General features: G+C 73.7%; 23 protein-coding genes, 1 pseudogene and 1 riboswitch. Of the genes and pseudogenes, 15 read left to right on the top strand and 9 right to left on the bottom strand.

Annotation, left to right across the window (positions count from 1 at the left end):
- The first annotated feature begins 74 nt into the window (after positions 1–74).
- The 5 genes from ACOOHE_RS15470 to thiC all read left to right on the top strand — a co-directional run bounded on the left by ACOOHE_RS15470 (position 75) and on the right by thiC (position 6,286).
- Entirely contained in the window at positions 75–1,100 is a 1,026-nt protein-coding gene (locus ACOOHE_RS15470; RefSeq protein ID WP_420454981.1) for a nuclear transport factor 2 family protein, read from the top strand.
- 314 nt (positions 1,101–1,414) lie between these two features.
- Entirely contained in the window at positions 1,415–2,320 is a 906-nt protein-coding gene (locus ACOOHE_RS15475) for a helix-turn-helix domain-containing protein (RefSeq protein ID WP_420454982.1), read from the top strand.
- A 24-nt stretch (positions 2,321–2,344) separates the two neighbouring features.
- Positions 2,345–2,785, top strand: a complete 441-nt coding sequence (locus ACOOHE_RS15480) for a nuclear transport factor 2 family protein (RefSeq protein WP_420454983.1) — start codon at positions 2,345–2,347, stop codon at positions 2,783–2,785.
- 433 nt (positions 2,786–3,218) lie between these two features.
- A riboswitch (TPP riboswitch) is annotated at positions 3,219–3,310 on the top strand.
- Between the two features lie 65 nt (positions 3,311–3,375).
- Positions 3,376–4,269 (top strand): ABC transporter substrate-binding protein, encoded by an 894-nt coding sequence (locus ACOOHE_RS15485; RefSeq protein WP_420454984.1) that lies wholly within the window; start codon positions 3,376–3,378, stop codon positions 4,267–4,269.
- 97 nt (positions 4,270–4,366) lie between these two features.
- Positions 4,367–6,286 carry a phosphomethylpyrimidine synthase ThiC gene (gene thiC, locus ACOOHE_RS15490; protein WP_420454985.1) on the top strand — a complete coding sequence of 640 codons (1,920 nt, stop codon included), beginning with the start codon at positions 4,367–4,369 and terminating at the stop codon, positions 6,284–6,286.
- 42 nt (positions 6,287–6,328) lie between these two features.
- Here thiC and ACOOHE_RS15495 read toward each other — a convergent pair whose 3' ends face one another.
- On the bottom strand, positions 6,329–6,787 hold the full coding sequence (locus ACOOHE_RS15495) for a DUF3368 domain-containing protein (RefSeq protein ID WP_420454986.1): 459 nt from the start codon (positions 6,785–6,787) through the stop codon (positions 6,329–6,331).
- Positions 6,788–6,790: 3 nt separating this feature from the next.
- On the bottom strand, positions 6,791–7,033 hold the full coding sequence (locus ACOOHE_RS15500; RefSeq protein WP_420454987.1) for a UPF0175 family protein: 243 nt from the start codon (positions 7,031–7,033) through the stop codon (positions 6,791–6,793).
- Positions 7,034–7,077: 44 nt separating this feature from the next.
- Here ACOOHE_RS15500 and ACOOHE_RS15505 point away from each other — a divergent pair.
- A pseudogene (locus ACOOHE_RS15505) lies at positions 7,078–7,321 on the top strand (phosphomethylpyrimidine synthase ThiC); the annotation flags it as partial.
- A gap of 35 nt (positions 7,322–7,356) precedes the next feature.
- Here the strand turns inward: ACOOHE_RS15505 and ACOOHE_RS15510 are convergent.
- The 7 genes from ACOOHE_RS15510 to ACOOHE_RS15540 all read right to left on the bottom strand — a co-directional run bounded on the left by ACOOHE_RS15510 (position 7,357) and on the right by ACOOHE_RS15540 (position 13,299).
- Positions 7,357–8,802: an RtcB family protein gene (locus ACOOHE_RS15510; protein ID WP_420454988.1), complete on the bottom strand. Its 1,446-nt coding sequence runs from the start codon at positions 8,800–8,802 to the stop codon at positions 7,357–7,359.
- A gap of 287 nt (positions 8,803–9,089) precedes the next feature.
- On the bottom strand, positions 9,090–9,545 hold the full coding sequence (locus ACOOHE_RS15515) for a DUF2147 domain-containing protein (protein ID WP_420454989.1): 456 nt from the start codon (positions 9,543–9,545) through the stop codon (positions 9,090–9,092).
- A gap of 153 nt (positions 9,546–9,698) precedes the next feature.
- Positions 9,699–10,211 carry a hypothetical protein gene (locus tag ACOOHE_RS15520; RefSeq protein WP_420454990.1) on the bottom strand — a complete coding sequence of 171 codons (513 nt, stop codon included), beginning with the start codon at positions 10,209–10,211 and terminating at the stop codon, positions 9,699–9,701.
- Between the two features lie 116 nt (positions 10,212–10,327).
- A complete protein-coding gene (locus ACOOHE_RS15525; protein ID WP_420454991.1) occupies positions 10,328–10,717 on the bottom strand; it encodes a helix-turn-helix domain-containing protein in 390 nt (129 codons plus the stop codon).
- A 153-nt stretch (positions 10,718–10,870) separates the two neighbouring features.
- Complete coding sequence (locus tag ACOOHE_RS15530) at positions 10,871–11,323, bottom strand: hypothetical protein (RefSeq protein ID WP_420454992.1); 453 nt, start codon at positions 11,321–11,323, stop codon at positions 10,871–10,873.
- Positions 11,324–11,501: 178 nt separating this feature from the next.
- The gene (locus ACOOHE_RS15535; protein WP_420454993.1) at positions 11,502–12,137 is read right to left on the bottom strand and encodes a DNA-3-methyladenine glycosylase family protein; all 636 of its coding nucleotides are present in this window, start codon (positions 12,135–12,137) and stop codon (positions 11,502–11,504) included.
- A gap of 127 nt (positions 12,138–12,264) precedes the next feature.
- On the bottom strand, positions 12,265–13,299 hold the full coding sequence (locus ACOOHE_RS15540) for an isoaspartyl peptidase/L-asparaginase family protein (protein ID WP_420454994.1): 1,035 nt from the start codon (positions 13,297–13,299) through the stop codon (positions 12,265–12,267).
- 135 nt (positions 13,300–13,434) lie between these two features.
- Here ACOOHE_RS15540 and ACOOHE_RS15545 point away from each other — a divergent pair, with 135 nt between their 5' ends.
- The 9 genes from ACOOHE_RS15545 to ACOOHE_RS15585 all read left to right on the top strand — a co-directional run bounded on the left by ACOOHE_RS15545 (position 13,435) and on the right by ACOOHE_RS15585 (position 20,735).
- Complete coding sequence (locus ACOOHE_RS15545; protein WP_420454995.1) at positions 13,435–13,854, top strand: hypothetical protein; 420 nt, start codon at positions 13,435–13,437, stop codon at positions 13,852–13,854.
- Positions 13,855–13,976: 122 nt separating this feature from the next.
- Positions 13,977–14,801 (top strand): hypothetical protein, encoded by an 825-nt coding sequence (locus ACOOHE_RS15550; protein WP_420454996.1) that lies wholly within the window; start codon positions 13,977–13,979, stop codon positions 14,799–14,801.
- The gene (locus tag ACOOHE_RS15555; RefSeq protein WP_420454997.1) at positions 14,798–16,258 is read left to right on the top strand and encodes a TolC family protein; all 1,461 of its coding nucleotides are present in this window, start codon (positions 14,798–14,800) and stop codon (positions 16,256–16,258) included. Before ACOOHE_RS15550 ends, ACOOHE_RS15555 begins: the two co-directional genes overlap by 4 nt.
- A 12-nt stretch (positions 16,259–16,270) precedes the next feature.
- The gene (locus ACOOHE_RS15560; protein ID WP_420454998.1) at positions 16,271–17,692 is read left to right on the top strand and encodes a multicopper oxidase family protein; all 1,422 of its coding nucleotides are present in this window, start codon (positions 16,271–16,273) and stop codon (positions 17,690–17,692) included.
- A gap of 24 nt (positions 17,693–17,716) precedes the next feature.
- Positions 17,717–18,169 (top strand): DUF305 domain-containing protein, encoded by a 453-nt coding sequence (locus ACOOHE_RS15565; protein ID WP_420454999.1) that lies wholly within the window; start codon positions 17,717–17,719, stop codon positions 18,167–18,169.
- Positions 18,170–18,249: 80 nt separating this feature from the next.
- The gene (locus ACOOHE_RS15570) at positions 18,250–18,555 is read left to right on the top strand and encodes a hypothetical protein (protein WP_420455000.1); all 306 of its coding nucleotides are present in this window, start codon (positions 18,250–18,252) and stop codon (positions 18,553–18,555) included.
- A 2-nt stretch (positions 18,556–18,557) separates the two neighbouring features.
- A complete protein-coding gene (locus tag ACOOHE_RS15575) occupies positions 18,558–19,100 on the top strand; it encodes a DUF411 domain-containing protein (protein ID WP_420455001.1) in 543 nt (180 codons plus the stop codon).
- A gap of 31 nt (positions 19,101–19,131) precedes the next feature.
- Positions 19,132–20,325, top strand: a complete 1,194-nt coding sequence (locus ACOOHE_RS15580; RefSeq protein ID WP_420455002.1) for a hypothetical protein — start codon at positions 19,132–19,134, stop codon at positions 20,323–20,325.
- On the top strand, positions 20,322–20,735 hold the full coding sequence (locus ACOOHE_RS15585; protein ID WP_420455003.1) for a hypothetical protein: 414 nt from the start codon (positions 20,322–20,324) through the stop codon (positions 20,733–20,735). Before ACOOHE_RS15580 ends, ACOOHE_RS15585 begins: the two co-directional genes overlap by 4 nt.
- Positions 20,736–20,848: the final 113 nt, after the last annotated feature.

Here is a 20,848-nt window from a genome sequence, read left to right on the forward strand (position 1 = left end):
ATCGGCCGGGCGGTCCGGCGCCCAGCTCCGCGACCACTGAGGTTGACCGTCGTCTTCCGCCCTCCTCCTGCCCTATGCGCGCGTCCGTCTTCGCCCTCCTGCTCGTCGGCTCGGCCGCCTCGGCCCAGCTCCACACGGCGCCCGTCGAGGCCGTCACGATCCACCCGCCCCTGGCCGCCCGGTTCGCGTGCGCCGAGCACCCGATGGGCGCCGAGGACCACGTCGTCGACGCGCTCGGGACCGACTGCACGGTCTCCGCCTCCGAGGGCGAGGCGTTCCCGTCCGCGTACCGGGGCGACGGGTCGCGGAACGAGGACTGGCACATCTGGCGCGAGCCGGCCCTGGCCCCGTTCGACGGCGTCGTGCTCTTCGCGGAGGAGAACCCGACGGTCAACACGCCCGGGACGTGGGGCTCGGGGCGGGCGGGCGGCGTGCTCGTGCGACGGCTCGGCGAGGACCCGGTCGCGGTCGCGCTCATCCACCTCCGCGAGATCACGGTCGCCCAGGGCGACACGGTCCGGGCGGGCGAGCCCGTCGGGCGCGTAGGGAACAACGGGATCTCGCGGTTCCCCCACCTCCACGTCGGCGCCTTCCGCGGCGACCCGTTCTCGGGCGACGCGACGGCGCTCCAGGTCCGGTTCGACCTGGAGGCGATGGGCCGCCTGCGGGGCACGCTCGACCCGGCCGACGCGCCCGGCGGCCCGCCGTTCGATCCCGGAGCGCTCCGGCCTCGGATCGAGGCGCTCAACGCCCGCTTCGGGGAGGGCTTCCGGACGGGCGACGTCGACCGGATCCTGAGCCTCTACGCCGACGACGTCCGGTTCCTCGAGCCCGGCGCCGCGCCCCGCACGGGCGCCGAGGCCGTCCGCGCGTATTGGGCCGAGTCGATGGCGTTCATCGGCGACATGACGCTCCGCACGCTCACGCTCGACGGCACGCGCGAGGTGCTCTACGAGACCGGCGAGGTCGACACGTCGGTCTCGACGCCGGACGGCAAGTCCACCCAGCGCGACACCTACGTCAACGTGTGGCGGCTCCAGCCGGACGGGACCTACCGGATCGCCGTCGACATGTGGAACGCGCGGCCCGATGCGCGCTGAGCCCTCGACCCCAGGCCCCTCTTCCCATCCGCCCTCGTCCTCATGCGCCTCGTCCCGTCCACCTCCGACGGGGCGCTCGTGGCCGATGCGATCCGCCGCGTGCTTTCTTGACCGCCCGCCCTGACCCTATCCCTCCCACGCAAAGGGGAGAGATCCTCGTAGACAACCCGAGTTGTGTCTGAACCGAAAGAGGGGGTGGGACCGGCGACGGAGGACCGGGGACCGGCTTTCCTGACGAGTCTCAGCCGGTCTTCCGTCCCCCGTCCTCGGTCCCAACGGACGCGAGGACCGGAGGCACAACTTGGGTCAGACACATGAACGGCCTTTCCCGCGACCCGACGTCCGCGCCGTGCGCCTCGGCCCGGACGTGGACGCTCCCGGTGGGGCCCTCGGCCCGGCCGGTCGTCCGGAGCGTCTGGGTTGTCGAGGCCGTGGGGCCCGGCCCAGACGAGCCGATGGTGCCCTACGGGTGCATGGACCTCGTCTGGGTCGAGCGCGGCCACGTCTGGCGGGTCGACGGCGGCGGCGCGCCGGTCGCGCTCCCGCCGCTCTCGGTCTCGGGCCAGACCACCCGGCCGTACGGCCTCCGGCTTGGCCCGGGCGCCCGGGTCGTCGGGCTGGGGTTCCACCCCCACACGGGGCACCTGGCGGCGGGCGTGCCGGCGCGCCTCTTGACCGACGACGCCGTCCCGTGGGCCGACCTGGTCGCCCCGGCGCTTTACGCCGAGACGCTCGGCCGGCTGGCGGACGCGGCCGACCTGGAGGAGACGGCGGCCGTGCTTCAGCGGGCCGTGCTGCGGGGCGCCGAGCGGCGGTCGGTCCCGGTCGGCGCCGCGAGCCGAGTCGAGCGGGCCGTCCGCGCGGTCCTGGCTGGAGCCCCGGTGGACGAGGACGTGTCGGCGCGATACGTCCAGCGGCTGTTCGGCGAGTACGTGGGCGTGGCGCCCCGCCACCTCGCCCGGATCGTGCGGTTCCTCCGAGCGCTGGGGCTCGTCGGCGAGAGCGGCGTCGCGCTGACGGCCGTGGCCCACGACGTGGGGTACCACGACCAGGCCCACTTCTGCCGCGAGTTCCGGCGGTTCACCGGGTCGACGCCGTCGGCGTGGCGGGCCCGCGCGGGCGGGCTCGTCGACGGGTTCGTGGCCGGGTGGGACGGTTCGCTCCCGTACAAGCGCCCCGGCGACGACGCCTCTACGTTGGGCCCGACCGCCGCGCGCTGAGTCGGCGGCGTCGCCCCTACGCCCATGCGCACGCTCCTCCTCGCCCTGTCCCTCGCCGCGGCCGCTCCGGCGCTCGCCCAGCCCGACGCCGCACGCGAGCCGTCCGACCTCGCCCAGATCGAGGCCGTCCTCGGCCTCTACTTCCGGGGCCACGAGACCGGCCGGGGCACCTACTTCCAGCAGGCGTTCCACCCCGACGCCCGGATGGTCTCGGTCGGCGACGACGGCGCGGTCCGCGAGACCGCGCTGCGGACGTGGTGGGAGCGCCCCGACGGCCGGCCCGCCGACGACGAGGCCGACCGCCGCCGCCGAGTCGTCCGCATTGAAGTAAGCGGGACCGTCGCCGCGGCCACGCTCGAGCTGGACTACCCCGGCGTCGTGCTCCACGACCACATGACGCTGCTGAAGTCCGACGGCCGGTGGCAGATCGTGACCAAGGCGTTCGCGGCGATGCCGAAGCGCTGAGGCCGACGGCAGGGCGCCGGCCTCCCCAGGGCAAGCGCATGCTAATGATCTCCAGACCGAACCCCCCGTCCGAGCGCCCATCGCTTCGCTCAGCGGGCGCTCAGACTGTCCCCCTTGAAGGGCAGGGCTGCTAAGTTCTGTCGATAGCAACCAAATCACAGTCGTCATTCCCGCGCACGCGGGAATCCATGCGGCCATTGTGTTCGGCGAGCGGCCCCGTATGGATCCCCGCCTTCGCGGGGATGACTATTGTTTTGCGTAGGAATACGACTCGCGCCCGAGAACTTAGCGACCCTGCCCTTGAAGGGGGACAGCTTTCCGAGCATGGGAGCGCAGCGACCGGCCGGAAAGCGGGGGGTCTAGGTTTAGCATGGGCTCGCCCTGCCGGCCTCCCGTGTGCGGCGCGCCACGTCGCCGCGTACCTTGCGGCCGGAAGCCAGGGGTGCCGCCCGTCCCTCCACGACGCGCGCGGCTGAGACAGACCCTCCGCACCTGATCCGGCTCGCACCGGCGTAGGGAGTGCTTCCGGGCCCCGCGGGCTTCCCGCACGGCGCGTCCCGGCTTCCAGACCCTCACCTGGACAGCCCGCCATGACCCGCCTCCGCCTCGGCCTCGAGTGGTTCCTCAACCCGGACCACGCCCCCCTCTTGCTCGCCCAGGACCGCGGCTGGTTCGAAGACGCCGGCCTGGAGGTCGAGCTGATCGAGCCCGAGGCGCACCTCGACGCCGTCGAGGCCATCGAGCGCGGCGACATGGACTGCGCCGTGACCGAGCCGCTCCACCTGGTCGAGGACCGGGCCAAGGGCGAGCTGTGCGTCGGGTTCGCCCGGTTCCTGCACACGAACGGCGGCGTGATGGCGAAGGCGGAGATCGAGCGCCCGCGCGACATGGCGGGGTGCCGCATCCAGTACCCCGGCGCGCCGGGGCCGGGTGGACCGGCCATCGTCGCCACGATGGTCGAGGCCGACGGCGGGCCGGCCGGCACGGAGGACGGCTACGGCCGCGTCAACAACTCGTTCTACCACACCGACGCGCTGGCCGACGGCAAGGCGGACGTGGCCACGCTCGTGTTCCACAACTTCGAGATCGTCGAGGCCCGCCAGCGCGGGCTCGACGTCCGGATGTTCGCGCTCAAGGACTGGGGCGTGCCGGACTTCTGCCAGCTGGTCCTCATCACGCACCCCGACAAGCTCGACGCCGAGCGCGAGACGTTCGAGACGCTGGTGGCCGTCCTCCGCCGCGGCGTCGACGCCGTCAAGCAGGAGCCCGACGCCGCCCGCGAGGCGTACTTCCGCCTCACCGACTCGGACCCCGACGACGCCCTCACGCGCGCCATCTACGACGCGACCGTCCCGTGCTTCACGCACGACTTCTCGATGTCGGCCGACTACTACGCGCGCCTCGAAGCCTGGATGGCCGACCGCGGGCTCATCGACGCCACGCCCGGCGCCGACGTGTACTGGACCAACGACCTCGCCCTCTAGCCCCTCCGGGTCGGTACCCGGTACGAGGTGCCCGGTACGGCTCCCGTGTCCGCTCCCGACCTGTCCGCCGTACCGAGTACCCCGACCCCTCATGGAGATGCCCACGACCGCCGCCGCCAAGCGGGCGGCCCACGACGCCACCCACGCCCGTCTCGACGAGCTCTCCGACGAGGTCCGCCGTCCGCTGCCCGGCTCGCGCAAGGTCTACGTCGACGGGTCGCGCCCCGACGTGCGCGTCCCGATGCGGCTCATCGAGCAGTCGCCCACGACCGGGTCGTTCGGGGCGGAGGAGAACCCGGCGTTCCCGGTCTACGACTGCTCCGGGCCGTACACCGACCCCGACGCCACCATCGACCTGCGCGCCGGGCTGCCGAGCGTGCGCGGGGCCTGGATCGAGGAGCGCGGCGACACCGAGCGACTGGCGGGCCTGAGCAGCGAGTTCGGCCGCCAGCGGGCCGGCGACGCGGCGACCGAGCACTTGCGGTTCGAGCACGTCTTGCGCCCCCGCCGCGCGAAGCCGGGGCAGACCGTCACCCAGCTCCACTACGCCAGAAAAGGCGTCGTGACGCCCGAGATGGAGTTCGTCGCCATCCGGGAGGCGCAGACCCTGGAGGCGCTGAAGGAGACCCACCCGGAGCTGATGCGGCAGCACGCCGGCACCGCCTTCGGCGCGGCCATCCCGCGCGAGATCACGCCCGAGTGGGTGCGGAGCGAAGTGGCCCGGGGCCGCGCCATCATTCCAGCCAACATCAACCACCCGGAGCTGGAGCCGATGGCCATCGGCCGGAACTTCCTGGTCAAGATCAACGCCAACATGGGCAACTCGGCGGTGACCTCGTCCATCGCCGAGGAGGTCGAGAAGCTGACCTGGGCCACGCGCTGGGGCGCGGACACCGTCATGGACCTGAGCACGGGCCCGCACATCCACGAGACGCGCGAGTGGATCCTCCGCAACTCGCCGGTGCCGATTGGGACGGTCCCCATTTATCAGGCGTTGGAGAAAGTCGGCGGCTCGCCGGAGGACCTGACGTGGGACCTCTTCCGCGACACGCTCGTCGAGCAGGCCGAGCAGGGCGTCGACTACGTCACCATCCACGCGGGCGTGCTGCTCCGCTTCGTCCCGCTCACCGCCAGCCGGCGGACCGGCATCGTCAGTCGCGGCGGCTCGATCCTGGCCAAGTGGTGCCTCGCGCACCACCGCGAGAACTTCCTGTACACGCACTGGGACGAGATCTGCGAGATCTGCGCCGCCTACGACGTTTCTTTTTCTATCGGCGATGGGTTGCGGCCGGGCTCCATCGAGGACGCGAATGACGACGCCCAGTTTGCGGAGCTCTACGTCCAGGGCGAGCTGACCAAGCGGGCGTGGGCCCACGACGTCCAGGTGATGAACGAGGGGCCGGGCCACGTGCCGATGCACCTGATCCAGGAGAACATGCAGAAGCAGCTCGACTGGTGCGGCGAGGCCCCGTTCTACACGCTCGGCCCGCTCACGACCGACATCGCGCCGGGCTACGACCACATCACGTCGGGCATCGGCGCGGCCATGATCGGGTGGTTCGGGTGCGCCATGCTGTGCTACGTGACGCCCAAGGAGCACCTCGGCCTGCCCAACCGCGACGACGTGCGCGAGGGCGTCATCACCTACAAGATCGCGGCCCACGCGGCGGACCTGGCGAAGGGCCACCCGGGCGCGCAAGCCCGCGACAACGCCTTGTCGAAGGCCCGCTTCGAGTTCCGCTGGCAAGACCAGTTCAACCTCGGCCTCGACCCCGAGAAGGCGTGCGCCTTCCACGACGAGACGTTGCCGAAGGAGTCGGCGAAGGTGGCCCACTTCTGCTCGATGTGCGGCCCGAAGTTCTGCTCGATGAAGATCACCCAGGACGTCCGCGACTACGCCGCCGAGCACGGGGTCGACGTCGAGGCGGCGATCCCCGAGGGGATGCGCGAGAAGGCCCGCCAATTCGAGGCGTTGGGCGGGCAGATCTATCACGAGACCCTGCCCGACGAGGCGTGAGGCGGCCTGTCTCGGCAGCCCTATGGGGAGGCCGAGACGGCGTCAGTCCGCCTCTCCTGCCTGTGCGACCACCGCTGCGTAGAGGCCGTCGGACAGCCGGAAACCGCTTTGCTTGAGCGCGTCCAGCACGGGTCGGACGGCCGGGATCAGGCCGCGCCCCTTCGCGCGGAGCACCACGCCCGCCGTCCCCACGATGGCGAGGCCGTGCCGCTTAGCGAACGCGCGCGCTCGCTTCTCGTCCAGAAGGAGTGAGGTGCCCGCCCGTTCGAGGGCGACGGTCAGCCCCTCGGCTTCGCCCGGGCCGAACCTCAGGTCCATGAGCACGTCCACCTGCGCGCGGTTCGCGACAGCCACCTCCGCAAGCCACGGAGGCCGGCGACCGAACTCGGCCACGACGGCGGGAGGAGCCGCGAGGCGGTCGAAGACGCCAGGGAGGAGATGGAGAGCGCCCGCACGGTCGAGCCCGATGAGCGGGGAAGCGTCGGCGACGACGAGGTCCATGCGTCACTCCGTCGCGTCGAGGCGGTCGAGGTGGACAAGCTCGGCCTCCAGGTCCTCCGGGTCGTAGTCGATCACGGGGATGCCCCTTCGGGCGAGGATCTCAACGAACGAGACGAGCGAGAGCCCCGCCATCCCCGCCGCGTAGCCGAGCGAGACCTCACCGTCCTCGAACAGTTGGACGGCGAGGAGCAACCGGGCGCGCTCCGGCGAGAGGTCTGGCGGAAGCTCGACAGTCAGCGTGCTCATGCGAAGGAGGGCGGCGTCCATGCAGGATACGGCGCCTTCCTCACGACCCCGAGCGCGCGTGCGCCTTCCACGACGAGACGCTGCCGAAGGAATCCGCCAAGGTGGCCCACTTCTGCTCGATGTGCGGCCCGAAGTTCTGCTCGATGAGGATCACCCAGGACGCCCGCGACTACGCCGCCGAGCACGGGGTCGATGTCGACCGCGATCTCGGAGGGGATGCGCGAGAAGAGCCGCCAGTTCGAGGCCCTCGGCGGCGAGATAACCCACGAGAGCCTACCCGACGCCTGAGCCCCGCTGGCGGCCGTCGCCAGCGGGGCCGAGACTCACCCCTCGGACTTGCCGTCGGAGGCCATGAGCACGACCTCGGGGTCGAACCGCGCGACGGGCACCGCGAGGTCAGCCTGGAGCGCCAGCACCTCGTCGATGTCCTTGTAGGCCTGGGGCGCCTCATCCATGCCCGAGCCGAGGAGCTCGACGCCGGCCGCCTCGAGCCAGGCGTCGCGCTCGGCCCGGTCGAGGGTGCGGATCGCCTGCTTGCGGCCCATCTGGCGGCCCGCGCCGTGGCTCGCGCTCGACAGCGACGCCGCCGCGCCGAGGCCGCGGACGACGTACGACGGGTGGCCCTGCGAGCCGGGCACGACGCCAAGCACGCCGTCGCCAGCCGGCGTGGCGCCCTTGCGGTGGACCACGACCTCGCGCACGGACGGCTGGCCGTCCGCGCCCTCGACCTCGTGGGTCTCGCGCCAGGCGAAGTTGTGGTGGTTCTCGACGTGGGCCACCCGCTCGACGCCGAGCGCCGCCGCGAGCGCGTCGTGGATCGTGTGGTGACACGCCGAGGCGAACCGGCCGGCCAGCTCCATGCTCGTCCAGTACTCCTGGCCCAGCTCGGTGTCGAGCCCGAGCCACGCCAGCGCCTGGAGCTCGCGCGGCAACGGCGTCTCGGTGCGGGCCCGCTTCGAGTACCGGTCGGCGATGGTGGCCCCGACGCCGCGGCTGCCCGAGTGCGTCAGGACAGCGAGGTACTCGCCCTCGGGGATCGCCAGCGCGGCGGCCCCTTCCGGTCCCACGTCGAGGCGCCCGGCGTCGACGAAGTGGTTGCCCGTCCCGGACGTGCCGAGCTGGGCCGCGGCCTTGTCCTTCAGGCTCTGGAGGAGCGGTGTCGCGTCCCAGTCCGGGTCGTCCAGGACCGCGTGCTGGCGGCGGTCGCCGGGCTTGAACCGGGCGCCGATGCCGAACCGGGTCTCGCCGCGCATGGCCCGCTTGAGTGCGTCGCGGCGGTCGCCGAGGTAGGCCAGCGCGTCGGCCGGGTACACCGAGAGCATCATCCGGCAGGCGATGTCGACGCCGACCATGTAGGGCGCGACCGCGTTGTCGAGCGCCACGACGCCCCCGATGGGCACGCCGTAGCCGATGTGGGCGTCGGGCATGAGCGCGCCCGCGACGGTCACGGGCAGCCGCATCGCGTCGTGCATCTGGCGGACCGCGCCGTCGTCGATGAGCTCGCGGCCCCAGATGGGGAAGTCGCCGGGCGCGTTGCGGACGACCGGGGCCTCGGGCGCTCGCCGGTCCTCGGCGATGGCCTGCGCCAGCTCGAAGCCGGGCTGGCCGGCCAGGATCGCGACCGGGTCCGCGTGGACCAGGTCGAGCAGGGCGAGCACGTCGGACTCGGGGAGCCCGGCGGCCTGCTGCGACTCGGCCAGCGCGAGCGCGCGGCCGATCAGGGGACCCGAGGGCCAGCCTCGGGCGAGGAGCGTGTGTCCGTCGATCATGGGGATCGGGGGATGCGCGCGGGCCGGGCACGAAAAAACCCACCCCGCGCAGTGTGGGGTGGGTTCGGCCGGTCGGCGCGTGATCGTCGCCTAGTCCGTCGGTCCACCCGCGCGCGCGTCGAACGCCCGCCGCCGCGCCGTCTCGATCAGGGAGACGACCGCGAGGGCGGGCGAGTACGAAGCGCGGGAGGTCACGGAAAGAGAGGCCGAGAGCGAGCCGCGAGGATAGCGCACCGACGCCGACGCCGTCAAGGCAGACGGTCGGCCCGCGCCAGCGCGAGGCCGCGTCAGCGGGCGCGGCGCCAGACCTGGGTCCGCCCCAGCGCTCGGATGCCGATGAACCCGCGCACGCGGAGCCGGTCGGGCCCGGCGAGCCGCAAGACGCCGCGGTAGCTCTTGGCGTTCGTCGGGTCGGTGATCCGGCCGCCCGAGAACTCGCCGCCGTCCCACTCCATTCCCTCGATGAGAGGGACCGTGCGGAGGTCGGCGCCTGCGTACTCGCCCTCGCAGTCGTCGCACCGGAACTGGGGGGCGGGGTACTCCCGCGTCGGCAGGACGCGGACGATCCGGCCCCGCACGACGCCGCCCGACTCGGTGATGCGGACGACGGCCTGGGCCTCGGTCCCCTCGTCGTTGTAGGTGGTCCAGTCGCCGAGGTAGCCTCGGGCCTCAGCCGGGAGCGATTGGGCCGCGAGGGCGGGCGCGAGGAGGGCGACGACGAGGGCGAGTCCGAAACGGAGCATGGCGGGAGGTCGGGGAGAACGGAGACGACGGGGGCTGGCGGTCGGCCCCAGAACGGTGGGGTCGTCCGGTTCCGTGCCGAGTGGCGACCGGCTCTGCGACGGGCGTCGGACGCTCGGAGCAGGCGTCGCGCTCGCCGGGCCGACCGGCCCCGACTACGCCGGGACGCCGCCGCCGCGCAGCGCCGGGTCGCCCTCGCGCGCGAGGAACCGGTTCCACCCGCCGACCAAGAGCGCCGAGCCGACGGCGCCGATGAGCGCCATCCCGGCCAGGCTGAACGTGAGCAGCCACGTCCCCCGCCGGTGGGTCCCGAGCACGATCTGGTCCGTCGCGTCCGAGACCACGATCGGCAGCCGCATCGTCTCGCCCTCGGGCACGGCCGCCAGGTCGGCCTCGATCTCCTTGAGCAGGATGATGGGCAGCTCGACCTCGCGCTCGACCGGCGCCGACGCTCCGGGCGGCGTGAAACGAAGCCCGACCTGGCCGGTCGTAATCTCGCTCCGCTCGCGCAGGGTCAGGCCCGTGACCTCGGCCTCGACCGTCTGGCCCGACTCGGAGACGGCGCGCTGCTCGACGCCGGCCTTCGCCGTGGCCACGGCGATGACCGCGAGGAGCAGCGGGAGCGCCCACAGCAGGCGGGCGACGACGGGGTTCGAGAGGAAGTTCATTGGGGTTGGGGCTCGGCGCCGGAACGGCCGCCGGGCCGCCCGGGTGCCCCTTCACTCCGAGTTGGCTGGCGCCGGCCCTCCGGGGTGGCTGCGCGGTCCCCCGCGAGCGGCCCCGCCTACTCGGTCTCCTCGAGCGTCATGAGGTAGTCCTCGACGCTCCCGACGCTCACGCGCGTCTCGCCCTTGATCTTGCGGGCCTTGATCGAGCCCTGGCGGATCAGCTTCTGGACCTGGTTCCGGTCGATGAGCTTGAGCAGCCGCCGGGCCTCGGTCCGGCTCACCGTGTCCTCGCGGTACTCGCCGGCGAAGCCCTCGAGGAAGTCGAGCGTCGACTGGTCGACCTCGATCAGCCGGGTCTCCTCGTTGCTGTCGGAGACGCCCCAGTCGAGGTCGGCGTTGATGAGCCCGCGGTCGGTCCAGCGGACGAGGGTCTGGCGGGAGATGCGGAGGGCCTCGGAGAGCTCGTCGAGGCGGAGGGTCTTGCGGGAGTCTGTGAGCGTAGGCATGGAGCGGAGCCGCGGGGCACGTGAGGAAACACTTGTTCAGACGGATTCTACTCCGCCCCTCCCGGTTTGCTCCCTCGGGAAGGCCCTGTTTCTATGGATCCGCTGCGGAGATCACGGCCCCCCTCGGCCCCCCTCGGCCCCCGTCGTCGCCCGTCAGCGGAGGGCCCGGTCGGTCATCTCGGCCAGCTCGTCGGACGAGAGGATCCGCCACGTCGGGGCGCCCAAGGCCCCGCTGGGCGACCGCCGGAAGAGGGCCCGCAGCAGCAGCGTCTTCCCGCGCTCGGGCGCGTCGGCGACGAACGAGGCCGGCGTGAACCGGAACACGAACGTGGCCTCGGCCGGGTCGAACCCGAGCTCGCGCCCGACGAGGTCGGCGAGGAACTGGGCCTCGTCGGTAATGGCGCCCGCGTTCGACGCCTGGTCGTCCACGACGACGGTGCGCGGGCGGCGCTCGTCGTCGGCGAGGAATACGCGGACGCGGGCCTGGCGCGTGGCGGCGTACGTCCGCCAGGTCATCGTCTGGTCGTGGGTCGGGTTGGTCTGGGCGGCGGTCGGGGCGGCGGCCCCGGCCGCCAGCAGCAGCCCCGCGAGGACGAATCGGTGCATGAGTCCAGAGTCAGGTTGCGGGGGAACGACAGCCCCTAGACTCGGACCCGTCTCCGATCTAACCCGGCCGGCCGTTTCGTCCGGGCGCAGGTGCCCAGTCAGGGCGCAGGGGCACGAGGCGGAATCCCCCTTGCCCCTTCCCTCACGCCCCATGACCGAGGGATCGTAAGATCCCGCGCTACTCCTCCCCCCGCGCCCGGTGGACGGCCCGCCAGCCGTACCACGCGGCCACGCTCCGCCACGGGGCGTACGGCTCGCCGAGCGCCGCGAGCGCCTTCGGGCCCGGCCGCTCGTCCAGCCCGGCGATGATCCGGTAGCCCTCTTGGACCCCGAGGTCGGTCGTCGGCCACACGTCGGGCCGGCCCAGGTTGAACAGCAACACCATCTGGGCCGTCCACGGGCCGACGCCGCGGACGGCGGTGAGCGCGGCGACGACGGCGTCGTCGGGCATCGCCAGCAGGTTCGCGCGCGTGGGGAGCGTCCCCGCGCGGTGGCGGGCGACGAGGTCGCGGGCGGCGGCCGTCTTGGCGCGCGAGAGCCCGCACGCGCGCAAGGCCTCGTCGGGCGCGGCGGCGAGGGCGGCGGGGTCGAGCGTGTCGCCGTCGCCGAAGGCGTCGAGCACGCGGCCCAAGATGGTGGCCGCGGCTTTCGTCGAGAGCTGCTGGTAGATGATGGAGCGGAGCAGCGCCGGCAGCGTCTCGTCGGGCCGGAGCGTGATCCGGGGCGGGCCGACGCTCGCGATCAAGTCGCCCAACCGGGGGTCGGCCTCGGCGAGCGCCTGGCTGGCGGCGACGGCGTCGTACGGGAGAGTCACGAGGACTGGGGACTGGGGACTGGGGACTGGGGACTGGCAAGATGTCCGTCGCCGACCGCCAGCGCCACCCGGTGGCCTCTGCCCGTTCCCAGTTCCCCGTTCCCAGTTCCCACGAGCGCCAGCGAGCCTACTCCTCGTCCCCGTAGATCATCGTCGTGACCCGGCCGCTCCGCGTGATGGTGCCGCGGTACATCCCCTCCGTGTTGAACGGCATCGAGACGTTCCCCTCGGCGTCGAGCGCGATGACGCCGCCGGTCCCGCCGGCCTCCGCGAGCGTCGTGCCGATCACGTGGCTGGCGGCTTGGTCGACGGACTCGTCGAGGTAGGCCATCCGCGCGGCGATGTCTCGGGCGATGCCGAGCCGGATGAAGTACTCGCCGTGGCCGGTCGCCGAGACGCCGCACGTCGCGTCGTCGGCGTAGGTCCCGGCGCCGATGATGGGGCTGTCGCCGACGCGGCCCCACCGCTTGTTGGTCATGCCGCCGGTCGAGGTCCCGGCCGCGAGCGAGCCGCCCGCCGAGAGCGCGACGGCCCCCACGGTCCCGTGCATCTGCCACGGGTGGGGCGCGGGCCGCGCCAGACCCGTGGCAGACCGCTCGCGCTCCTGGACCGACAGCAGCCCCCGGAGCCGGCCCGGCGTGTGGAAGAACGTGTTGGGCACCAGCTCCAACCCCTGCTGGAGCGCGAACTCCTCGGCGCCCTCGCCCGAGAGGAGCACGTGCGGCGACGCCTCCATCACGCGCCGCGCCAGCAGGATCGGGTGGCGCACGTGCATCGTGCCGGACGACGCGCCGGCCAAGCCCGTGGCCCCGTCCATGACCGAGGCGTCGTGGCGGACCGTCTGGTCGGCCGCGAAGACGCCGCCGCGGCCGGCGTTGAAGTGGGGGTCGTCCTCTAGGATCTGGAGCGCGGCCGAGACCGCGTCGAGCGCCGGGCGCCCGGCCACCACCTCGGCGTGGCCCGCGCGGAGCGCTTGGGCCAAGGCCGCGCGGATGGCCGCGTCCGTGTCGGCGTCCATGTTGGCGCGCAGGATGGTGCCCGCGCCGCCGTGGACGACGAGGACGACCGGGTCGCCGTCGAGGTCGGGGAGGACGGGCGCCGTCTGGGCCGCGGCGGGGAGCGCGAGCGCGACGGCGGCGAGGAGGCAGAGGAGACGGGCCACGGGAACAAGCGGGGGTGGGCCTGGAAGATAGGCGGCCCGCTCGTGGCCTCCCTTCGGTGGACTCCCCGAGAAGCTGGCCCTTCGGAACACCGCTCCCCGGGGGTCGTCGTTTGGAGCGTCCGCCTCTCGACCTCCGTGCTCCGCTCGCTCCGCCCCGTCGCTACCGTCTTGCTGGCCGTCGCCCTCGCGGCGGGCCCGGCGAGCGCGACGTGTCTCCACGGCGCGGACCACGAGATGCCGATGGAGACGGGGCACGAGATGCCGACGAGCGAGCACGCACCGGCCGAGACGCCGCCGTGCCACGACGCGCCGGACGAGCCCCGGCAGGACGCACCCGCGCCGCCCGTCGACGACTGCGCCTCCGCCTGCTGCGCCGTCCAGGCCGTCGTCGACGCGCCCGCTCCGCTGCCCGCAGCCGACGCCGTCGCCCTGCTGGCCGTCGTCGCCACCGACGTGCTCGCCGTGCCGGCGCCCGAGCCTGTGCCGGCGCCCGAGAGCCCGCCGCTGCGACCTCGGGCCCGGCTCCACGTCGAGCTCGAACGGTTCCTGATCTGAGAGGGCCGGGGCGTCGGTCGGACGCCCCCGCAGGCCGCGTGGCCTGACGTCCCGCCGAGCGGTCGCTCGGTGTGTGCCCATGTGCGCCGCGTGCTCGCGGTGCGCCCTCTCCAGATCCCCCTATGTCCCCCCGACTGTTCGCACTCGGCCTCGGCTTAGCCGTCGCGGGCTGCGCCGTGCCCGCCGCGCTCGACGCGCCCGCAAACCACCCGGCTCGCGTCGACGCGCCCACCGCCGCCCTCGCCGTCGAGATCGCCGCGCTCCCCCCGGTCGCCCCGCCGGCCGTCCCCGCCGTCCTGCGCCCGCACGGCGTGGACCACGACGCCACCACGGACCGGCCGGCCATGACGATGGAGGCGGACGAGGCGTCCATGTCGCACACGGCGATGAACCACGGCGCGACCGTCCTCGAGACGCCCTCGCCGACGCCCGACGTGCGGCTGGGCGACGTCCCGCCGGCGCCCCTCGCCTTGGCGAACGCGCTCGACGCCTACCTCGCCGTCCACGACGCGCTCGCCGACGACCGTCTGGACGCGGACGCCGCCCGGGCCCTTGCGGCCGCGTTCGATGTTCTCGTCGAGACGCCGCCGGCCGGCGACGCTCACTTCTGGCACACGCGGGGCGAGATCGTGGCCGGCGTCCGCCAGTCGGCCCGGGCGTTGGCGGAGGCGGACGACCTTGACGCCGCCCGCGCGGCGTTCGGCACGCTGAGCGCACCGTTCGCCGAGGCCGTCGATGCGCTCGGGACCCCGGCCGGGCTCGACCTCGTCCGCCACACGTGCGGGATGGCCGACGCGCCCGAGGGCGGCGTCTGGCTCCAGCGCCAGGGCCCGCCCCGCAACCCGTACTTCGGCACCCGGATGCGGATGTGCCGCCGCAGCACGGACGACGTGCCGACGATGGATCACGGGTCGATGGGCGGGATGAGCCACGAGGGCCACCGATGAGCCGCGTTCTCCTCGTGGCCGTCGGCGCGGTCGTCGTCTCGGGCTGCGCGGCCGTCCGCCCCCAGGCGGCGTTCGACGACGTCCGCGCGACGGTCGTCGAGCGGGCCGACGTCCGCGTCACCTGGCGGACGGGCGGGGCCGAGGACGCCGCGGCCGAGGCCGCCGTCGACTCGCTCCTAGCCGACAGCCTGACGGTCGAGACGGCCGTCCAGGTCGCGCTCCTCCACAACCGCCGGCTCCAGGCCACCTACGAGGACCTGGGCGTGGCCCAGGCCGCGCTCGTCCAGGCCGGCCTCCTGTCGAACCCCGTGTTCGGCGGGCGGTCGCTGTGGGCGCTCGACGAGTCGCGCGCGCCCGACCTCGGGTTCACCGTGGCCCTCGAGTTCCTCGACGTGTTCCGGACCCCCCTGCGCCGACGGGTGGCCCAGAACGAGTACCAAGCCGCCCGCTTCCGCGTGGCCGGGGCCGTCCTCGACCTGGCGGCCCGGACGCGCGCCGCGTTCGTCCGCGCCCAGGCCGACGCGACGGGGCTGGCGATGCAGCGGCGCGTGGTCCAGAACGCCGAGGCGGGCTACACCGCGAGCGCGCTCCTGCGCCAGGCCGGCAACGTGCCGGCCGTCGACGTGCTGGCCGAGCAGGCGCTCTACGAGCAGGCCCGGCTCGACCTGCTGGTGGCCGAGGGCCAGGCCGCCGAGAGCCGCGAGGCGCTCGTCCGGCTGATGGGGCTGAGCGGGCCCGCGGCCGCTATCGACCTGCCCGGCGCGCTGGCGCCCGTCCCGGCCGAGAGCCCGCTCGCGTTCGTCCGCGCGGCGACCGAGGGCGGCCTGCCCGTCGCCGTCGTCGACGTGGCCGCCGTCGAGCGGGCGGCCGTCGAGACCAGCCTCGACCTGGCTGCCGCCCGGGCCGACGTCGAGGCGATGGCCCAGCGGCTCGGGCTGACGAACGTCGAGAGCGTGCTGCCCGACCTCGAAGTCGGCGGCGAGGCCGAGCGCGACGACGGGGAGTGGAAGGCCGGGCCCGAGGTCGAGGTCGTCCTCCCCCTGTTCGACCAGGGCCAGGCCCGCCGCGCCGCCGCCCGAGCCGAGCTCCGCCGCCGCCAGGCGCTGTACTACGCGACCGCCGTCGACGTCCGCTCGGCCGCGCGGACGCTGGCTCAGCGGCTGGCGACCACGCGCCGCGCCGCGCTCCACTACCAGACGGCCGTCCTGCCGCTCCGCGCCCAGCTCGTCCAGCAGACGCTGCTCCAGTACAACGCGATGCAGACCGGCGTCTTCGGCGTGTTGCAGGCCCAGCAGCAGGAGGCCGAGGCGACGCGCCGCTACGTCGACGCGCTCGCCGCCTACTGGCAGGCCCGCGCCGACCTCGACCTGCTCGTGCAGGGCCGGATGCCCAACCTCGACGGCGGCGGCCTCGCCGTGCCCTCCGGCGGCCCCGCCATGCGCCCCGCCGATCACTAAGCCCACAGTCCCATGTCCACGTTTTCCCGCCGCGACTGGATGAAGGCCAGCGCCGTCGCCCTCGGGGGCGCCGCGCTCGGCCGGGCCTCCCGCGCCACGCCGCTCCCGGTCACGTTCGACCCCGCCGCCGCCGCCGACTCGCTCGCGGCCGACTCCGTCGCCGCCGCCAACGCCGCGAGAGCGGGCGCGGCCTCGGGACCCTCCCCACGCCCGACGAACGCCCCGCGCCGCTCGCTGGCGACGCTCGTCGACGGCGAGCGCCCGAGCCGCGTCCACACGCCGAACGGGTCGGCCATTACCGGCCGCCGGGCCGACGACGGGGCCTGGGTGTACCACCTCACGGCCCAAGAGGTGGTCCACGAGTTCGCGCCCGGCCTGACGGCGACGTGCTGGGGCTACAACGGCCAGGTCCACGGGCCCACGTTCGAGGCCGTCGAGGGCGACCGCGTCCGGATCTACGTGACCAACAAGCTGCCCGTGGCCACGACGGTCCACTGGCACGGGTTCTTTATCCCGAGCGGGATGGACGGCGTGGGCGGGTTGTCGCAGGCGCCCATCGCGCCGGGCGAGACGTTCCTCTACGAGTTCCCGATCTCACAGAACGGGACGTTCATGTACCACTCGCACCACGACGAGATGACCCAGATCGCGCTGGGGCTCACGGGGATGTTCGTCGTTCACAAGCGGGGCCGCGACGACGTCGACCGCGACGTGGCCATCATGCTCCACGAGTGGCTCGTCGAGCCCGGCACCTCGCGCCCGGACCCGAACGCGATGGCGGACTTCAACGTCTTGACCATGAACGGCCGGGCGTTCCCCGGGACCGACCCCATCGTCGTCGGTCACAACGACCGGGTCCGGTTCCGGTTCGGCAACCTCTCGCCGATGGACCACCACCCGATCCACCTCCACGGCCACTACTGGACCATCACGGCGACCGACGGCGGGCCGATCCCCCCGGCCGGCCGGTGGCCCGAGACGACGGTCTTGGTCCCCGTCGGGAGCACGCGGACGGTCGAGTGGACGGCCGACGCGCTCGGCGACTGGGCCATGCACTGCCACATGACGCACCACGTCATGAACCAGATGGGCCACGAGTTCCCCAACATGGTCGGCGTCGACGCGCGCGCGCTCGACCGCCAGGTCCAGCCCCTCGCACCCGGCTACCACACGATGGGCCAGGTCGGCGGCGACGACATGGGCGCGCACGTCGAGATGGGCCACATGCCGGTCCCCGAGAACTCGATCCCGATGGTCGGCGCGGCGGGCCCATTCGGCTACATCACGATGGGCGGGATGTACACGAACGTCAAGGTCCGCCCCCGGCCCGTCGACGTGGACCGCGACCCGGGCTGGTACGACCACCCCGAGGGAACGGTCGCCCGGGCCGTCTCCGCCGAGCGCGCCGCCCGCGACGGCGTCACCCTGTCGTAACCCTCCTCCTCTCTTCCCCCTCCCATGAAAGGCTCGTATCTCCGTTTCTTCGCGATGATCCTCACCTCGACGCTGGTGATGTTCGTCTTGATGTACTCGACGGTCTACGTCCTCGACCACGTCTGGTGGAGTCAGACGAAGGGCTGGATGGCCCTTTACATGGGCGCCGCGATGGCCGTCGTGATGCTGTTGTTCATGCTCGGGATGTACACCGACAAGCGGACGAACGCGATGATCTTCGCCGGCAGCGCCGTCCTGTTCGCCGTCGGGGTGTACTTCGTCCGCGCCCAGACGACGGTCGGCGACGTGGCCTGGATGAAGGCGATGATCCCGCACCACTCGATCGCGGTCCTGACGTCGGAGCGGGCCCGGATCTCGGACCCCCGCGTCCGCCAGCTCGCCGACGAGATCATCGAGGCCCAGCGCCGCGAGATCGCCGAGATGGAGGGGCTCATCGACAGCCTGGAGAGCCGGTAGGCCACGGGCCCCCAGCGCGTCGCTGGGCCGAACCCGGCCCGCTGGCGCGCGTCCCACCTCCGACACCCCCCTCTCCCCCGATGCCCCTCCGCTTGTCCGCCCTGCTCGCCCTCGTCGCTCTGGTCGGTTGCCAATGGGAAGGCCGCCCCGACGGCGCCGAGGCCAACCACTCCGCCAGCGACGGCTACTACGACGCCGACGCGGCCCCGCAAGCCACGCCCCTCGGCGGCGGGGTCGGGACCGAGGTTGAGGTCGTCGAGCCGCTCGGCGGCGTCGACGCGCCCGGCACGGCCCCCGTCGACCTCACCCAACCTCCGCCAACCACGGGCACGGCCGACGCGACCTCCGAGGTTGAAGAGGCCCTCACGCCCGGCACCGAACAGTAACCATGCGCCCGACCTTCCTCGCCCTCGTTCCACTCCTGGCCCTCTCGGCCTGCCAGCTCGCCAACTCGTCCGCCGCCCCGGCTGACACGCCCGACCTCGACGCCGCCGCCGAGGAGGCCGCCGTGACGCTGCCGGCCACGCTCGTCGGGCCCGACGCCCCGACGCTGACGGTCTACAAGAGCCCGACGTGCGGGTGCTGCGCGATGTGGGTCGAGCACATGGAGGCCGCCGGCTTCACGGTCGACGTCCGGGACCGCGACGACATGGCGGCCGTCAAGGACAGCCTGGGCGTCCCATCCGATCTGGCGTCGTGCCACACGGGCGTCGTCGACGGCTACGTGGTCGAGGGCCACGTGCCGGCCGAGCAAGTCGCGCGGCTTCTCGAGGAGCGGCCCGAGGCTCGCGGCCTGTCGGTGCCGGGGATGCCGATCGGCTCGCCGGGCATGGAGATGGGCGACCGCCGCGACCCGTACGACGTGCTGATCGTCGGGCCGGAGGGCGAGGCGGCCGTGTTCACCCACGTCGAAGGCAACACCGGGCCGTAGGCGCGCGCCGGGGAGCGGCGTAGACTGCGCCATGCCCCGACGCCTCCTCCTGCTGCTCGCCGCCGCGCTCGCGGCCTGCGCCGACGCCCCGGCCCCCGAGCCGGACGTCGAACCGCCCGCCCTCGCCGACGGCGAGGTGGCCGTGCCCGCCGACTCCGGCGCCGTCGCGCCCCGCCTCACCACGGGCCCCGACGGCCAGCCGGTCCTGTCCTGGGTCGAGCCGGCCGGCGACGGCTGGGCGCTCCGGATGGCTCGGTGGACGGGCTCGGGCTGGGCTGAGCCCCTGACGACCGACCGCGGCGACGACTGGTTCGTCAACTGGGCCGACACGCCAGGCGTGGTCGTCCAGAGCGACGGGTCGGTCCTGTCCCACACGCTCCTGCGTCATCCGGGCGGCTCCACGTACGCCTACGACGTCGGCGTCCGGACCGACGGCGAGCGCCGGCTCCTCCACACCGACGGCGTCGCGGCCGAGCACGGGTTCGTGTCGGGCGTCGCGCTGGCGGACGGTCGCGCCGGCCTCGTCTGGCTCGACGGCCGGAACCAGGGCGCCGGCCACGGCCATCACAGCGGCGCCATGACGCTCCGCTACGCCACCGTCGGCGGCGACAGCGCACAGACCGACGAGGTCGAGCTCGACGCCCGGACCTGCGACTGCTGCCCGACCGCGATGGTGACCACGCCGTCCGGCCCGGTCGTGGCCTACCGCGACCGGAGCGACGACGAGGTCCGCGACGTTGCCGTCGTCCGCCAGGTGGAGGGGGCGTGGACCGAGCCCGCCATCCCCCACGCCGACGGCTGGCGGATCGAGGGGTGCCCCGTCAACGGGCCGGCGCTGGCGGCGGCCGGCGACCACGTGGCGCTGGCCTGGTTCGCCGGCGGCGACTCGACGCGCGTCTGGCTGAGCGTCTCCGGCGACGCCGGAGCCACGTGGGGCGACCGCGTCCGCGTCGACGGCGGCGCCCCGCTCGGCCGGGTCGGCGTGGCGCTGCTGGCGGACGGGAGCGCGGCCGTGAGTTGGCTCGAAAACGTGGGCGACGACGCCGAGCTCCGCGTCCGCCGCGTCGGCGCGGACGGGTCGCTGCGCCCGGCCGTGACCGTGGCGACCGTCGACGCCGGGCGGTCGAGCGGCGTCCCCCACGTCGCGGCCCTGGGCGACCGAGCCCTCGTGGCCTGGACCGACTCAGCGACGGCGACCGTGCGGACCGCCGTGGTGTCACCGTGACGGCCGGCACTCCGCTCGGTCTGGTCCTGCTGTGGCTCGCGCTCGGGGCTGCGGGCGGCGCGTTGTTCGTCGGAGTCGGGCGCCGGCGGACCGGGCGGGCCGCTCGTGTGTGGTGGGCTGGCGGGCTCGTGGTGGTGACCCTCGCCTACGTCGGGTTCGCCGTCGCCCGGAGCGCGCCGCCGCTGGCGCTGGCGGTCGAGGCCGTCGGGGTCGTGGCCTACGGCGCGTGCGCGGGGCTGGGGCTGAGGGGCCACCGGGGCTGGCTCGCGGCTGGCTGGCTGTTGCACCCGCTCTGGGACGTCGGCCTCCACGCCGGGGTCGCCCTGGCACCTGCGTGGTACGTCTGGGCGTGCCTGGGCTTCGACGCCGTGGTGGGCGTCTCCCTGTACGCGAGCGCTGTCCGCCGCTAAACACACGGGGCCTCCGGCCGGCCGGCGTCTGGGCTCCACCGATGGGCCTGGGGGATGCCCGGAGTTCGGCGCCGACGGTTGTCCCTGGACTCGGGTCCAGGGTCTAGACTCGC

Source organism: Rubrivirga sp., from assembly GCF_965213695.1.
Classification (GTDB): Bacteria; Bacteroidota; Rhodothermia; order Rhodothermales; family Rubricoccaceae; genus Rubrivirga.